9 protein-coding genes, 1 tRNA gene and 1 pseudogene are annotated in these 14,462 nt (G+C 75.9%); 5 read left to right on the top strand and 6 right to left on the bottom strand.

Annotation, left to right across the window (positions count from 1 at the left end; all coding sequences use genetic code 11):
• Window positions 1-15: 15 nt before the first annotated feature.
• Together ACH4EB_RS07500 and ACH4EB_RS07495 are read right to left on the bottom strand one after the other, a co-directional pair.
• Window positions 16-89, bottom strand: a tRNA-Met gene (locus ACH4EB_RS07500).
• 106 nt (window positions 90-195) lie between these two features.
• Entirely contained in the window at window positions 196-1,845 is a 1,650-nt protein-coding gene (locus tag ACH4EB_RS07495; protein WP_398346388.1) for an ABC-F family ATP-binding cassette domain-containing protein, read from the bottom strand.
• A 55-nt stretch (window positions 1,846-1,900) separates the two neighbouring features.
• On the opposite strand from ACH4EB_RS07495, the gene ACH4EB_RS07490 reads away from it, so the two are divergent.
• Window positions 1,901-2,653: an enoyl-CoA hydratase/isomerase family protein gene (locus ACH4EB_RS07490; protein WP_398346387.1), complete on the top strand. Its 753-nt coding sequence runs from the start codon at window positions 1,901-1,903 to the stop codon at window positions 2,651-2,653.
• A 319-nt stretch (window positions 2,654-2,972) separates the two neighbouring features.
• Window positions 2,973-5,117: an AAA family ATPase gene (locus ACH4EB_RS07485; protein ID WP_398346386.1), complete on the top strand. Its 2,145-nt coding sequence runs from the start codon at window positions 2,973-2,975 to the stop codon at window positions 5,115-5,117.
• A 174-nt stretch (window positions 5,118-5,291) separates the two neighbouring features.
• Here ACH4EB_RS07485 and ACH4EB_RS07480 read toward each other — a convergent pair whose 3' ends face one another.
• Window positions 5,292-5,930 (bottom strand): DJ-1/PfpI family protein, encoded by a 639-nt coding sequence (locus ACH4EB_RS07480; RefSeq protein WP_398346385.1) that lies wholly within the window; start codon window positions 5,928-5,930, stop codon window positions 5,292-5,294.
• Between the two features lie 146 nt (window positions 5,931-6,076).
• Window positions 6,077-7,045: a GlxA family transcriptional regulator gene (locus tag ACH4EB_RS07475; RefSeq protein WP_398346383.1), complete on the bottom strand. Its 969-nt coding sequence runs from the start codon at window positions 7,043-7,045 to the stop codon at window positions 6,077-6,079.
• A 147-nt stretch (window positions 7,046-7,192) separates the two neighbouring features.
• Here ACH4EB_RS07475 and ACH4EB_RS07470 point away from each other — a divergent pair, with 147 nt between their 5' ends.
• The 3 genes and pseudogenes from ACH4EB_RS07470 (at window position 7,193) to ACH4EB_RS07460 (ending at window position 11,586) form a co-directional block, all read left to right on the top strand.
• Entirely contained in the window at window positions 7,193-8,065 is an 873-nt protein-coding gene (locus ACH4EB_RS07470) for a hypothetical protein (RefSeq protein WP_398346382.1), read from the top strand.
• A 124-nt stretch (window positions 8,066-8,189) separates the two neighbouring features.
• A pseudogene (locus tag ACH4EB_RS07465) lies at window positions 8,190-8,897 on the top strand (SAM-dependent methyltransferase); the annotation flags it as partial.
• A gap of 250 nt (window positions 8,898-9,147) precedes the next feature.
• Window positions 9,148-11,586, top strand: coding sequence for a Tex family protein (locus tag ACH4EB_RS07460; RefSeq protein WP_398346381.1), 2,439 nt, complete (start codon window positions 9,148-9,150; stop codon window positions 11,584-11,586).
• A 192-nt stretch (window positions 11,587-11,778) separates the two neighbouring features.
• On the opposite strand, the gene ACH4EB_RS07455 is transcribed toward ACH4EB_RS07460, so the two are convergent.
• Window positions 11,779-12,003, bottom strand: a complete 225-nt coding sequence (locus ACH4EB_RS07455) for a hypothetical protein (protein WP_398346380.1) — start codon at window positions 12,001-12,003, stop codon at window positions 11,779-11,781.
• 171 nt (window positions 12,004-12,174) lie between these two features.
• Window positions 12,175-14,436 (bottom strand): FUSC family protein, encoded by a 2,262-nt coding sequence (locus tag ACH4EB_RS07450; RefSeq protein WP_398346378.1) that lies wholly within the window; start codon window positions 14,434-14,436, stop codon window positions 12,175-12,177.
• Window positions 14,437-14,462: the final 26 nt, after the last annotated feature.

Raw genomic sequence — 14,462 nt, 5'->3', positions numbered from 1 at the left:
GGCCTGCTGCGGAAGTAGCGGGGACAGGATTTGAACCTGCGACCTCTGGGTTATGAGCCCAGCGAGCTACCGAGCTGCTCCACCCCGCGTCGGTTCTGCCAACCCTACGGGGTGCCGGGCCGTACGCCAAATCGTTGCCGGGCGGGGCCGCGGCAGGGGCCGGGCGCCGGACTCCGGGGCGCCGGCCGCGCGCCGTCAGACGACCCGCTCCGCGATGCGCCCGGCCTCGACCTCGATGCGGCGGTCGGTGTCCACCGCCTCCAGCATCCGCCGGTCGTGCGTCACCAGGAGCAGCGTGCCCTGGTAGGAGGCGAGCGCGGATTCCAGTTGTTCGATCGCCGGCAGGTCGAGGTGGTTGGTCGGCTCGTCCAGGACCAGGAGGTTCACGCCGCGGCCCTGGAGGAGGGCGAGGGCGGCGCGGGTGCGCTCGCCCGGGGAGAGCGTCGAGGCGGGCCGCAGCACGTGGGCCGCCTTGAGGCCGAACTTGGCGAGCAGGGTCCGTACGTCGGCCGGGGACAGGTCCGGTACGGCCGTACGGAAGGCCTCCGCCAGCGGCTCGTCGCCGAGGAAGGCGCCGCGGGCCTGGTCGACCTCGCCGACGACGACGCCGGGGCCCAGGGCGGCGTGCCCGGCGTCCAGCGGCAGCCGGCCCAGCAGGGCGGCGAGCAGGGTGGACTTGCCGGAGCCGTTGGGCCCGGTGACGGCGACCCGGTCCGCCCAGTCGATCTGGAGATCCACCGGGCCGAAGCGGAAGTCCCCGCGCCGTACCTCGGCGCCGCGCAGGGTGGCCACGACCGCGCCGGCGCGGGGCGCGGCGGCGATCTCCATGCGCAGTTCCCACTCCTTGCGCGGCTCCTCGACCACGTCCAGGCGTTCGATCAGGCGCTGGGTCTGCTTGGCCTTGGCGGCCTGCTTCTCGGTGGACTCCGCGCGGAACTTGCGGCCGATCTTGTCGTTGTCGGTGGCCTTGCGCCGGGCGTTCTTGACGCCCTTCTCCATCCAGGAGCGCTGGGTGTGGGCGCGCGCTTCGAGGCCCGCCCTGGTGTCCGCGTACTCCTCGTACTCCTCGCGGGCGTGGCGCCGGGCCCGCTCGCGCTCCTCCAGGTACGAGGCGTAGCCGCCGCCGTAGGTGTGGACCTGCTGCTGCGCGAGGTCCAGTTCGACGACGCGGCCGACCGTACGGGTCAGGAACTCGCGGTCGTGGCTGACCAGGACGGTGCCGGCGCGCAGACCGGTGACGAACTCCTCCAGCCGGGCCAGGCCGTCCAGGTCGAGGTCGTTGGTGGGCTCGTCCAGCAGGAAGATGTCGTAGCGGGAGAGGAGCAGCGAGGCGAGGGAGGCGCGGGCGGCCTGGCCGCCGGACAGGGAGGTCATCGGCTGGTCGAGACCGACGGCGAGGCCGAGCTGGGCCGCGGTCTCCTCGGCGCGTTCGTCGAGGTCGGCGGCGCCGAGCGAGAGCCAGCGCTCCAGGGCGGTGGCGTACGCGTCGTCGGCGCCGGGCGCCTCGTCGACCAGGGCCTGGGTGGCCGCGTCCAGGGCGGCCTGGGCCGCCGTGACGCCGGTGCGGCGGGCCAGGAAGGCGCGTACCGACTCGCCGGGGCGGCGGTCGGGCTCCTGTGGGAGGTGGCCGACGGTGGCGGTGGGCGGGCTGAGGGTCAGCCGGCCCTCCTCCGGGGTGTCCAGGCCGGCCAGCAGACGCAGCAGGGTGGACTTGCCGGCGCCGTTGGCGCCGACCAGGCCGATGACGTCCCCGGGCGCGACCACCAGGTCGAGGCCGGAGAACAGGACGCGCTCGCCGTGGCCGGCGGCGAGGGACTTGGCGACGAGGGTGGCGGTGACAGACATCAGACCGCCGATCGTATCCGGCCCGCCGGCCTGCGGTCGTCCTAATATCCGGGGCATGGAACCGGGCATCGTCACGAACGTCGGCGGCGGCACAGCGACCGTCATCCTCAGCCATCCCGCCAAGCGCAACGCCATGACGACGGAGATGTGGCGGGACCTGCCACCGCTGCTGGAGCGGCTGGCGGCGGACCGCGCGGTGCGGGTGCTGGTGTTGACCGGGGCGGGTGGCACGTTCTGCGCGGGTGCGGACATCGGGTCGCTGCGCGGGTCGGCGGGGGCGGAGAAGGGGCTGGCGACGGCTGCCGAGGAAGCGCTGGCGGCGTTCCCGAAGCCGACGCTGGCGGCGATACGCGGGTACTGCGTGGGCGGCGGCTGCCAGTTGGCGGCGGCGTGTGATCTGCGGTTCGCGGAGGAGGGCGCCCTGTTCGGGGTGACGCCCGCGAAGCTGGGGATCGTCTACCCGGCCTCCGCCACCCGGCGGCTGGTGCGCCTGGTGGGCCCTTCGGCCGCCAAGTATCTGCTGTTCTCGGGCGAGTTGGTCGACTGCGCGCGGGCGCTGCGGACCGGGCTGCTGGACGAGGTGCAGCCCGAGGGGGAGCTGGACAAGCGGGTGGCGGCCTTCACCGCCGTACTGGCGAGCCGGTCGCAGTTGACGCAGGCCGCGGCGAAGGAGTTCGCGGACGGTCCCGCGGACGCGGAGCGGGTGGCCCACTGGGAGGCCGAGGCAGGGAAGAGCGGCGACACCGCGGAGGGGGTCGCCGCTTTCCTCGAACGCCGGACGCCGCGTTTCACCTGGACGGCGCGGTGACACGGGCCACGGGGAGACGGGGCGTGCCACCCCGCCGTCCGTCGTGGGCGTCAGGCGTACGTTCGTACCGGCGCACCGGCGTACCGGCGTACCGGCGTACCGGCGTACCGGCGTACCGGCGTACCGGCGCCAGGAAGCCACGGGCGGCGGCCGGCCGGAACGCGGCCTGTCCCGTAGTCGTTTCCCGTCCCAGGTCCGTCTCCCGTCCGTACCCGTTTCTCGCCAGTGTCCGTCTCCCGCCCCGTAACCGTTTTCCGCCCGTGTCCGTTTTCCGACCGGTGCGGGGCCGTTCCGGCCGCCTCGGCGACATACTTGACGGGTGACCGACCGGTTGGGCGACCGGCTCGCGGCGGCGCGCGACGAGGGCTTCGTCGGCCGCCGCGGTGAGTCCGCGGCCTTCCGCGCCCTGCTGGCCTCCGGGCGCGGCGCGGTGGTGTACGTGCACGGCCCCGGTGGCATCGGGAAGACCTCGCTGCTGCGCCACTTCGCGCGGCTCGCCGCACGCGCCGGACGGCCCGCCGTACAGCTTGAGGCGCCCGGGGTGCGGTGCTGCGAGGAGGAATTGGCGGAGCGCGTTCCGGACCGGCCGGATCAGGTGCTGCTCATCGACGGCCTGGACGACGCGCGGGCCGCGCGGGAGGCGGTGCGCCGCGAGCTGCTGCCCCGGCTGCCCGCCGGCGCGCTGGTCGTGCTGGCCTGCCGGACGGCGCCGCCGCCGTCCTGGCGCCCGGACCCGGCCTGGCAGGGGCTGCTGCGCCTGCTGCCGCTCGGCCCGCTGGACGCGGCGGACAGCCGGGAGTTGCTCACCCGGCGCGGCGTGCCGCCCGCCGCGCGGGAGCGGGGGCTGGCCGTCGCCCGCGGGCACCCGCTGGCGCTCGTGCTGGTGGCGGACGTCGCCGCGCTCAGCGGCGCGGTGGCCGGGACCGGGCCGTCGCCGCAGATCGTACGGGCGCTGCTGGCCGGCCTGCTCGAAGCGGCGCCCACGCCGCTGCACCGGGCCGCGCTGGAGGCGTCCTCGCAGGTGCTCTCGACGTCCGAGCCGCTGCTGGCCGCGTTCCTGGACGTGCCCGACGCCCGGACGTACTTCGACTGGCTGCGCGGGCTGTCCGTCATGGAGGCCGGAATCCGCGGGGTGCGTCCGCACGACCTGGTGCGGGACGTGCTGGACGCGGAGCTGCGCCGGCGCGCCCCGGAGCGCAGGGCCGCGCTGCACCGCCGGGCGAGCGCGTACTACCAGCGGCTGTCCACCCAGGACGGCGACCGGGGGCGGCAGCGGGCGGTGCTCGGGGACTTCGCGTATCTGCACCGGGACAGCCCGGTCGTCGGGCCGCTGCTGGAGCCGGTGGCGCGCGGTGCGGCGGGCGCGGCGCGGCTGGATCGGCTGTCCGTCTCGCCCGGGCCGGTCACCGGTGGTGAGCTGGTCGAGGCGTGTACGGTCGCCGCGATCCACGAGGGGATCGAGGCGGCGCGGCTGGTGCACGACTGGTCGCGGTGCCCGGAGGCCGCGACGTACACCGTGCGCGGTCCCGACGGGGTGGCGGCAGGGTTCTACACGCTGATCGAGCTGGGCGGCGTTCCCCCGCCGGGCGCACCGGACGATCCGGCGGTACGGGCCGCCTGCCGCTGGCTGGACGCGCACGGTGAACTGCGCGGCGGTGAGACGGCGTTGCTGGTCCGGTTCTGGATGAGCCGCGACGAGTACCAGGCCGTCTCCCCCGTGCAGAGCCTGATCACGCTGCGTCTGACGCGCCACTACCTCACCGGTCGCCGGCCCGCCGTGACGCTGCTGCCGTTCGCCGACCCGGAGTTCTGGGAGCGGGGCTGCGCGGCCACGGACTTCGCCCGGCTGCCCGCGGCGGACTTCACGTCCGGCGGGCGCCGGTTCGGGGTGTTCGCGCACGACTGGCGGCGGGTGCCGGGACTGGCGTGGCTGGCGATGCTGACCGAGCGGGCGCGGGCCGAGGATCCGTCCGCCGTGGCTCCGCCCGTGCCGTGCGGCCCGTTACGGGTGCTGGACCGGGAGGCGTTCGCGGCGGCCGTACGGGACGCGCTGCGCGGGCTCGTACGGCCGGACGGGCTGCGGGATTCGCCGCTGCTGGAGGCGCGACTGGTGGCCGGGCGGTGCGCGACGGGCGGGACGGGAGAGACGGAAGGGACGGGAGAGACGGGAGGGGCGGGCGGAACGGGCAGGCCGGGCGGGGCGGGGCCCGAGGAGCGGGTGGTGGCCCTCCAGGAGGCGGTCCGCGCGGCGGCGGCGGCGCTGAAGGCGTCACCGCGGGACCGCCGGGCCTTCCGGGCGCTGCACCACACGTATCTGCGCCCGGCCGGTTCGCAGGCGCGCGCCGCGGAGCTGCTGCGACTGCCGATGACGGCGTACCGGCGTCATCTGGCCGCCGGGGTAGAGCGGTTGACGGAGCTGCTGTGGCAGGAGGAGCTGGCGAGCGGCGGGCCGGACACCCCCTGAGGCGTACGGCAGGACCGCCTTCAGGCCATCCCTGAGCCGTGCGGCACGCTCCGCCGTCGAACGCCTTTGAGCCGTACGGCACGCCCCTGAGCCATACGGCACGCCCTTGAGCCGTACGGCACGGCTCGCCCGTCGGACACCCCTGCCACGTACGGCCCGGGCGCCCGCCGGGCGTCAGCCCTCCAGGACGAACCGGCTCCGGGCCCGCATCGCCGCCGTGACCTCGGCCGGGGCCTTCTCCGGCGAGCCCGCGTCGTACGGCGGCCGCGGGTCGTACTCGATACCGAGCTGAATGGCCTGCGCGTGGGTGTCGCCGGCGATCCGGCCCGCCAGCGCGAGGCCCATGTCGATGCCGGAGGACACACCGGCGGCGGTCACGTACTTGCCGTCGAAGACGACGCGCTCGCCGGTCGGTTCGGCGCCGTGGGCCGGGAGCTGGTCCAGCGCGAGCCAGTGCGAGGTGGCGCGGCGGCCCTTGAGGAGCCCGGCGGCGGCGAGGAGCAGGGAGCCGGTGCAGACGGAGGTCGTCCAGGTGGTGCAGGTGTCCACGGCGCGGATCCAGTCGTGCAGCGGGCCGTCGCCCATCAGGGTGGCCTGGCCGGGGCCGCCGGGTACGACGAGCACGTCCGGGGCGCTGACCTCGGCCAGGACGGCGTCGGCGGTCAGCGCGAGGGTGCCGCCGTCGTTGCGGTGCTCGCCGGTGCGCTCGGCGACGAAGACGGTCTCGGCGCCCGGGATGCGGCCGAGGGTGTCGTAGGGGCCGACGGCGTCCAGGGCGGTGAAGCGGTCGTAGAGGAGGATGGCGATCTGCATGGGGTGCCTTTCGGTGGTGGGGCGCGGTGCGGAAGCCGGGGCGGTGCGGAGGCCGGCGCGGGCCGGTGGGCGGGCGCGCCGGCCGGTGGGCGGGCGCGCCGGCCGGTGGGCGGGCGCGCCGGCCGGTGGGCGTCCCCGGCGGCCGGTCAGGAGAACGGCGGCGGGTGGGCGGGTTGGAAACGGCGGCGGTATTCGGCGGGGGCGGCACCCAGCGTGCGGGTGAACGCGCGGCGCATCGCCTCGGGAGTGCCGTAGCCGCAGCGGCGGGAGATGCCCTCGATGCCGTCGGCGGTGTCTTCCAGGAGGCGCCGGGCGGCCTCCAGCCGTACCCGGTCGACGTAGCGGCCCGGTGTCATGCCGACCTCGGTGCGGAAGGCGCGGGCGAAGTGCCGCGGCGAGAGGCCCGCGCGGTCGGCGAGCGTCTCGACGGACAGGTCGGCGGCCGGGTTCTCGGTGATCCACTGCTGCACGTCGCGCAGTGGGCGCCGGTCCGCCGTCTGGGCGGCGAGCTGGGCGCTGAACTGCGTCTGGTTGCCGGGTCTGCGCAGGAAGACGACCAGGTGGCGGGCGACGTCCAGCGCGAGGTCGCGGCCCAGGTCCTCCTCCACGAGCGCCAGCGCGAGGTCGATGCCCGCCGTGACGCCCGCCGAGGTCGCCACGTCGCCGTCCCGCACGTAGATCGGCTCCGGCTCGACCCGTACGGCGGGGAACATCGCGGCGAGCGCGTCGCACCGGGTCCAGTGGGTGGTCGCGCGGCGTCCGTCGAGCAGTCCGGCGGCGGCGAGCAGGAACGCCCCGGTGCACACCGCCACCTTGCGGCGGGCCCGCGGTGCGTTCGCGCGCAGCCAGTCGACGAGCCGGGGGTCGGGGGCCCGGGTGCCCCGGCCCCCGGGCACCAGGAGGGTGTGCGGCGGTCCGGCGTCGGCCAGCCGGAGGTCGGGGGTCAGGGTCAGCCCGCTGGACGTACGGACCGGGGCGCCGTCGACCGTGGCGGTACGGACCGGGTACGCGCCGGGCTCGCGCAGGGCCGCTCCGGTGAAGACCTCCAGAGGGCCGGTGACATCGAGGCTCTGTACGCCCTCGAAGAGGACGACCAGCACGTCGCGCTGTTCCATGCCGACCATCCTGTGCGGACACGCCGATGGCGGCAATGACGAATACCCCACCTTTACGGCCATCGGCAGCCGTCCGGCACGCCCGCTGGGCAGGCCCGCCGCGGGCCTGCCCTCCCCTCCATACCGACGGGTCGGTAGCCTGCGGTCATGACCACCACGACCTCGCTCCCCGAGCGCGCCGGCCGACGCTGTCACCACGTCGTCAACCCGCTGCACTCGACCGTCTACTTCTCGCCGGACCTGCCGGCCGAATTCGCCGCGATCGGCGTCGAGGACCGCAGCGCCGCCTACTTCGCCGCCCGGGCCGCGGCCATGGGCGCGGTGGGCCCCGGCACCGTCGCCGCGACGTTCTACAACTTCACGTACGACCTGGTCGCCCGGCACATACCGCGGATCTGGTCCGTCGTGTCGCCCGAGGAGGCGCTGGCCGCGCGGCTGCGGGCGGCCGACAGCACGCTGCGGCGGCTGCTCGGCGACGCCGCGGTGGAGTCGCCGGAGATGGCCGAGGCGGCCCGGCTGGCGCTGCGCGCCACCGAGGCCTGCACCCGGCACGCCCGTCCGCTGTACGCCTCGCACGCCGACCTGCCGGTCCCCGATGCCCCGCACCTCGCCTACTGGCACGCGGCGACGCTGCTGCGCGAGCACCGCGGTGACGGCCACCTCGTGGCGCTGCTGGACGCCGGGCTGAACGGCCTGGAGGCGCTGGTCACCCATACCGCCACCGACCGCGGCGCGGACCGCTCGTGGGTCCTGGCGACCCGCGGCTGGTCGCTGGAGGAGTGGGAGGCCGCCGAGGAGGGGCTGCGCGAGCGCGGCATCCTGGACGCGACGGGCGCCCTGACCGAGGCGGGCAGCACGCTGCGCGCCGACCTGGAGGACACCACGGACCGGCTGGACCTGGCGCCGTACGAGCACCTCGGCGCGGCGGGCGTGGCCCGGCTCACCGAGCTGGCCACCGGCTTCACGCAGGCCGCGGTGGCGGCGGGCGCGTTCCCCAAGGAACTCTTCGGCAAGCGCTGAACCGTTCGGCCCGACGCGGGGTGACAGCAGGGCAGTTGCCCGGCCCTGCCGGTCACTCCATAGGGCACTTGGTGCGCCGGGAATCCGGGTGCGCGGGGCGCGCCGCCGCTGCCAGGCTGCGCCGATGGACCGTCAGCAGATCTCCCGGATCGCCCACGCGGGGCACCCGATAGCGTCGCCGCTCGATGACGTCTCGGTGCGGCACCTGCTCGACCAGGGCCTGCCGCGCGGCGACGAGCGCGTGCTCGACCTCGGCTGCGATGGCGGGGAGTGGCTGTCGCGCGCGCTGGCCCACCACCCGCGGCTGTGGGCCGCGGGTGTCGACACCAGCGCGGAGTCCCTGGCGCACGCCCGTACGACTGTCGTCGGGCGAGGCGTCGCGGACCGGCTCGTCCTGCACCACGAGGACGCCGCGGACTTCCGCTCCCCGCACCCGTTCGGTCTGGTGCTCAGCGCCGGGGCCGCCCACGCCGGCCGCGGCCCGGCGGCATCTGGCCCCCGGCGGGCGGGTCCTGGTGGGTGACGGCTTCTGGGGGCGTCCGCCGTCCCCGGAAGCGGTGGAGACGTTCGGGGACTTCGCCGATCTGCCGACCACCCTGGAACGGGTCGCCGCCGACGGGTGGCCCCGTCCACGGGCACGTCAGCACCCGCCGGGAGCTGGACGACCACGCATGGTCGTGGACCGGTTCGCCGGCCTCCTGGGCGCTGGACCGGCCCGACGGCCCGGACCGTGCCGAGGGCGCTCGCGGTGGCCGGTGCCCACCGTACGGAGTGGCTGCGCGGCTACCGGGACACCTGGGGCTTCGTCAGCCTCGTGCTGCGCCGTACCGACGGCCGAGGCCGGTGTGCCGGTCCGCTGACACGCCCGGCCGCCGGGCTCTTGCGGCGGTCCGCCGGCCCCGGCGCCCGACACGTCCCGCCCCGCCCGCCTCGCCCGTCCGTACCCGCCCCGTACGGGCCGCTCCCCCGTGCGTGCGGCTTCTCACACCTGACCGCGGCGGCCCGGGTCGCGCGACAGTGCGGCCCGCCAACCTGCACAATGCAGGCTCAAGCAAACGCTGGAAGGCGGGGCAGGAAACAACGTGACGGCATCCACCGAGGCCAACGGGGCGTCCGGGACCATCGGATCCATCGAAGCGAGGATCGCCGACGAACTCGGCGTCAGGGAGCGGCAGGTTCGGGCCGCGGTCGAACTGCTCGACGGCGGCTCGACCGTGCCCTTCATCGCCCGGTACCGCAAGGAAGCGACCGAGATGCTCGACGACGCGCAGTTGCGCGCGTTGGAGGAACGGCTGCGCTACCTGCGGGAGCTGGAGGAGCGGCGTACCGCGATCCTGGAGTCCGTCCGGTCGCAGGGCAAGCTGGACGCCGCGCTGGAGGCGCAGATCCGGGGCGCGGAGTCCAAGGCCCGCCTGGAGGACATCTACCTGCCCTACAAGCCCAAGCGGCGCACCAAGGCGCAGATCGCGCGCGAGGCGGGCCTGGAGCCGCTGGCGGACGGCCTGCTGACGGACCCCTCGGTGGATCCGACGGCCGCCGCGGCGGCGTTCGTCGACGCGGACAAGGGCGTCGCCGACCCGGCCGCCGCCCTGGAGGGCGCGCGGGCCATCCTCACCGAGCGGTTCAGTGAGGACGCCGACCTCATCGGCGAGCTGCGCGAGCGCATGTGGACGCGGGGCCAGGTCGCCGCGAAGGTCCGCGCGGGCAAGGAGGAGGCGGGCGCGAAGTTCGCCGACTACTTCGACTTCGCCGAGCCCTTCACCGCGCTGCCGTCGCACCGCGTCCTGGCGATGCTGCGCGGCGAGAAGGAGGAGATCCTCGACCTCACGCTGGAGCCGGAGACCGAACCGGTCGAGGGCACCACCTCGTACGAGCGGTCCATCGCCGCCAGGTTCGGGATCGCCGACCGCGGCCGGCCCGCCGACAAGTGGCTCCAGGACACCGTCCGCTGGGCCTGGCGCACCCGTGTCCTGGTCCACCTCGGCATCGACCTGCGGCTGCGGCTGCGGCAGGCCGCCGAGGACGAGGCGGTACGGGTCTTCGCGTCCAACCTGCGTGACCTGCTGCTGGCGGCGCCCGCCGGCACCCGCGCCACGATGGGCCTGGACCCCGGTTTCCGTACGGGTGTGAAGGTCGCCGTCGTGGACGCGACCGGCAAGGTGGCCGCGACGGAGACGATCCACCCGCACGTGCCGCAGCAGAAGTGGGACCAGTCGCTGGCCACCCTGGCGCGGCTGGCCCGGGAGCACGACGTCGAGCTGATCGCCATCGGCAACGGCACCGCGTCCCGCGAGACGGACAAGCTGGCCGCCGACCTGATCGCGGCCCAGCCGGAGCTGAAGCTGACGAAGGTGATGGTCTCCGAGGCGGGCGCGTCGGTGTACTCCGCCTCCGCCTTCGCCTCGCAGGAGCTGCCCGACCTCGATGTGTCGCTGCGCGGCGCCGTCTCGATCGCGCGCCGCCTCCAGGACCCGCTCGCCGAACTGGTCAAGATCGACCCGAAGTCGATCGGAGTCGGTCAGTACCAGCACGACCTGTCCGAGGTGAAGCTGTCGCGTTCGCTGGACGCGGTGGTCGAGGACTGCGTGAACGGCGTCGGCGTGGACGTCAACACCGCGTCCGCGCCGCTGCTGTCGCGGGTGTCCGGCATCAGCTCCGGGCTGGCCGAGAACATCGTGACGCACCGCGACACCAACGGCCCGTTCCGCGCCCGCAAGGCCCTCAAGGACGTGGCGCGGCTCGGCCCGAAGGCGTACGAGCAGTGCGCGGGCTTCCTGCGCATCCGCGACGGCGAGGACCCGCTCGACGCGTCCAGCGTGCACCCGGAGGCGTACCCGGTGGTGCGCCGGATGGTGAGGACGGCGGGCGGCGAGGTGTCCTCGCTGATCGGCAACACGGCGGTGCTGCGCTCGCTGAAGCCCGCCGACTTCGTCGACGACTCCTTCGGCCTGCCGACGGTCACCGACATCCTCCAGGAACTGGAGAAGCCGGGCCGCGACCCGCGCCCGGTCTTCAAGACGGCCACCTTCAAGGAGGGCGTGGAGAAGATCGGCGACCTCCGGGCCGGGATGCTCCTGGAGGGCGTGGTGACCAATGTCGCCGCCTTCGGGGCCTTCGTCGACATCGGCGTCCACCAGGACGGCCTGGTGCACGTCTCCGCCATGTCCAAGACCTTCGTCAAGGACCCGCGCGACGTGGTCAAGCCCGGCGACATCGTGCGCGTGAAGGTGATGGACGTCGACATCCCGCGCAAGCGGATCTCGCTGACGCTCCGCCTCGACGACGAGCCGGCCAAGGGCGGCGGCACGGCCGACGGCGGGCAGCGCACGGGCGCCCCGCGCGACGGCCGGCGCGGCGACCGGGACGGCCGCGGCGACCAGCGGCGCGGCGGCACGCCCCGGCAGCGCCAGGGCGGCAGCGACCGCCGCGGCGGCTCGCGCGACGCGGCCCCGGCGAACGGCGCCATGGCCGACGCCCTGCGCCGGGCCGGGCTGCTGGGCAAGGAGCGCGGCGGACGCTGATCCGCCGACGGCCGGGACCGGGGGCCGGTCCCGGCCGTATGCGTTCGGGGCGGTGGGGCGTACGCGTCCGGGCCGGGCGGCTGCCGTACGGGGCTCGGGACGGGCACCGCGTACGGGGCTGGCCCCCCGGGCCGTCGCCGTACGGGTTCCCGTCCGCCCCGGCTCAGGGCGCCGTGGACCGGCCCGTACGGATCACTCCGGCGCGTCCTCGCGCGGCACCGGGCCGGGGGCCCGCCGGTGCCGGCCGGTAACCGGCTTCCCCACATGGCTGACCCACCGGCCGTTCTCCTCCGAGACGTAGCTCTCCTCGGAGGGGGCCTGCTTGGCGCTCCGCTCGCGCGACGCCGGAGCGCTCTCCTGCGCCGCGCGCTGGGCCCTGCGCTCTCGTTCGGGGCGGTCCTTCGACATGTCGTCCATGCTGGCTCCCGGCTCACGCTGGAATCGGTGGTTCGGTGGCGCCGCGGCGGTGCCGCCCGGCTCCTCCAGTACCGCACCGGCCCGGCGCCGCCGTCCTGCCCGGCGTGCCAAGCGGGTGGCGGCAGCCGTACCGGCGCCCGTCGGTGGCACGCCTACCCGTCGGCAGCCGGTTCAGGCCGCGCCCGCGAAGCCGCGCATCCGTTCGAGCTCGGCGGCCACGTCCGTGAGCGTCGCGCAGCCCGGTACGGGCGGAATCTGCGCCGCCAGCGCGGGCGGACCGGGCCGGCCCGGGTCCTCCAGCGCGTCCGCCATCGCGGTGAGCGCCGCCGACAGCCGGCCCGCCTCCTGCGCGGTCGGGCGGCGGGCGCCGTGGTCGAGCCGTACGGCGCAGGCGGTCGCCGCGTCGACGATGCGCTCGGCGGCGGTGACGACCGTGAGCCAGTCGGGGTTGCGGCCGCGCGCCGCGACGAGTTCGGCGGCGGCGGTCTCGGCCGCCGCGCGGGCCTCGCCCAGCGCCCGGTAGGCCTCCCGGCGCAGCACCAGCCGCTCGCCCCGGTCGTGCCCCGGCTCGGTCCTGAGCACCTCGCCCAGGTACGCGCCGGTGGCGCGCAGCGCGGCGGTGATCCGCTGGCCGACGCGGCGGCGCGGGTCGGCCAGCCGGGGCAGGTGGCCGACGACGAGCACGATGGCGCAGGCGGCCGAGGTGTCCACGATCCGCTCCAGCGCGGCCTGCGGATCGCCGCTGACGTGCACGAACGACAGCACCATCAGGGTGATCGCGACGGTTTGCAGCGCGAAATGGCGGGTCGCGAACGGCAGCAGCGCGCCGCCCGCCCCGGCGATGAGCGCGGGCCACCACCAGCCGCCCAGCAGCGCCCCCGCCGCCGCGAAGACCAGGACACCGGCGACGGTCCCGGCGAAGCGGTTGACCGTACGGGAGAAGAGCGGGCCCAGGTCGGGCTTGACGAGGAAGGTGACGGTGGCGGGCAGCCAGTACCAGTGCTCGGCGCGCAGCGCGAGGGCCACCGCCGTGCTCACGGCGATGCACAGGCCGACCCGCAGGCCGTAGTCGCGGCCGGCCGGGCCGAGGAGGCTCCGGCCGCGCCGGGTGCGGTGACCGGCCAGCGAGATCAGCCGGTTGAGCGGGGAGGGACGACGGCGGGCGGGCTCCGGCCGGCGGGCGGCGGCTCCGGAGCCTTGGGCGGTTTCCCTGGCTGCTTCGGAGGCGAGTTCCCGGGCTGCTTCCGGGGCGGGTTCCCGGTCCGCTGCCGGGGCTTGCGGGGCGGTTTCCGCCACGGGCTCAGGGGCGGATTCCACGGCGGGCTCCGGGGTGGCCCCCGCGGCCTCAGGCCCGGTACGGGGCGCCCCGGACGCGGACCGGTGCACCCCGGGCGCCGTCCGGCGCGCCTCGCCCGGCGTCTCCGTGCGGGCGGGTACGGCTCCGGAGATCGCCGCGGGTCCGCCGTCGGCCCCGGCGGCGTCCACCGGTTCCGTACGGGCGAAGACGACCGCGGCGTCCAGCAGCGCGCGGTCGAAGGCGCCGCGCGCCGGCGAGCTGGTCTCCGGCGCGGAGAGCCGGCCCGGCGGCCGGCCGGTGCGCAGCGCTTCGGCGAAGCGGCGCGGGCCCTCGGCGACCCGGTCCGGCAGTGGCTGGGCCTCCCACAGCAGCGCGACGCTGGCCTCGCACAGTGCGGTGCCGGCGGCCAGCCGCTCGGCGAGCAGCCGTTCGTCGGCCCGGGGACGGCGGCGCAGCAGACGGCGCAGCCGCAGCGCTTCGTCGGCGCGGTCGAGGGCGGCGGTGAGGCGGCGCCGGGCCGCTTCGGCGCCCGGCCCGCCAACGGCTTCCAGCGCGTCCGCGAGCGCGTCGAAGACGGTGGCGACGGCCGCCCGCTCGCCGCTCAGCGGCCCGCCGGCCGGGCGCGGCGGGTGGAAGACCAGGCGCAGCAGGAGCAGCCACAGGCAGCCGGCCAGGAGGTAGAGGGCCTTGGCCCACGGGGCGCCGGACAGTGGCATGCCCGCGCCGAGGATGGTGCTGGCCAGCATCTGCATGCCGGCGTTGGACCGCACCGGTCCGGCGACGCTGCCCGCGCCCGAGACGAAGCCCACGGCGAACAGGGCGGGGACCACCCACCAGCCCGCGCCGACGGCCTGGAGCGTGGCGCCCATCAGCATGCCGAACGCCGACGCGAGAGCGGGCAGGCCGATGTGCACGACACCGCGGCGGCGGGTGCCGGGGCGGTCGTTGACGCCCGCGAGCATGGAGCCGAGGCCGGCCAGCACACCGGCCGCCGGGTGTCCGGTGGCCACGCCCGCGGCGAGCAGCGGGCCCGCGCACAGGGCGCCGCGGACCACCGCGGCCCAGGGGACGGGCAGCCGCTGCCAGCGCAGAGGGTGGGCGAGCCAGGTGGGCACGGCGCGCGGGGCGCGGGGCATGGGCCTCCTTGTGCGGCGGATGACGG

The organism is Streptomyces sp. NPDC018045 (assembly GCF_044327445.1).
GTDB lineage: Bacteria > Actinomycetota > Actinomycetes > Streptomycetales > Streptomycetaceae > Streptomyces.
This window is presented reverse-complemented; position numbering and strand designations above follow the sequence as displayed.

Coding starts and splice junctions, on each gene's coding strand:
- ACH4EB_RS07495 (WP_398346388.1), bottom strand. CDS start 1,845: ATGTCTGTCACCGCCACCCTCGTCGCCAAGTCCCTCGCCGCCGGCCAC.
- ACH4EB_RS07490 (WP_398346387.1), top strand. CDS start 1,901: ATGGAACCGGGCATCGTCACGAACGTCGGCGGCGGCACAGCGACCGTC.
- ACH4EB_RS07480 (WP_398346385.1), bottom strand. CDS start 5,930: ATGCAGATCGCCATCCTCCTCTACGACCGCTTCACCGCCCTGGACGCC.
- ACH4EB_RS07475 (WP_398346383.1), bottom strand. CDS start 7,045: ATGGAACAGCGCGACGTGCTGGTCGTCCTCTTCGAGGGCGTACAGAGC.
- ACH4EB_RS07470 (WP_398346382.1), top strand. CDS start 7,193: ATGACCACCACGACCTCGCTCCCCGAGCGCGCCGGCCGACGCTGTCAC.
- ACH4EB_RS07455 (WP_398346380.1), bottom strand. CDS start 12,003: ATGGACGACATGTCGAAGGACCGCCCCGAACGAGAGCGCAGGGCCCAG.
- ACH4EB_RS07450 (WP_398346378.1), bottom strand. CDS start 14,436: ATGCCCCGCGCCCCGCGCGCCGTGCCCACCTGGCTCGCCCACCCTCTG.